The organism is Priestia sp. SIMBA_032 (assembly GCF_046535215.1).
Taxonomy (GTDB): Bacteria; Bacillota; Bacilli; order Bacillales; family Bacillaceae_H; genus Priestia; species Priestia aryabhattai.
This window is the reverse complement of record NZ_JAWRXD010000223.1, coordinates 1-374: the sequence shown is the minus strand read 5'-3', so window position 1 is coordinate 374 and position 374 is coordinate 1. Positions and strand designations below refer to the sequence as shown.

The window sequence follows — 374 nt, the reverse complement described above, 5'->3', positions numbered from 1 at the left end:
CCAATACCGCCTGAGTGATGCCGGTCATAGCAATATCCGGGTCAACGAATTGAGCCGTATCGTCCGCACCCGCAAATTTAGGAGGATTGTTATCAATGGTCAGTGTGTAAGGAGCTGATGGGGTCACAAAGCCCGTTTCATCCACGATGGTGAAGTACACCTGTACCACGGCATCGAGTTCCCGCATGTAATCCGCTGGCACATACAGGGAATAAGGAAAATCAGCCGGGTTCAGCGGGCCGGTGAAAGCAAATTCGTCGGCCAACACATCGATCCCTTGTATGCGCCACCAGAGTTTAAGCGTATCAACTCGCCCAGGTGAGGGGCCGGGGATCCATTGAGAAATGCGGCATTCCAAAGGAGCAAGTGACACC

At 53.2% G+C, this 374-nt stretch carries 1 protein-coding gene; it reads right to left on the bottom strand.

From position 1 onward, the window contains the following. Nucleotides 1-265: hypothetical protein (locus SB717_RS34100; RefSeq protein ID WP_410907248.1), on the bottom strand; the 265-nt coding region annotated here is incomplete at its 3' end. Nucleotides 266-374 lie beyond the last annotated feature (109 nt).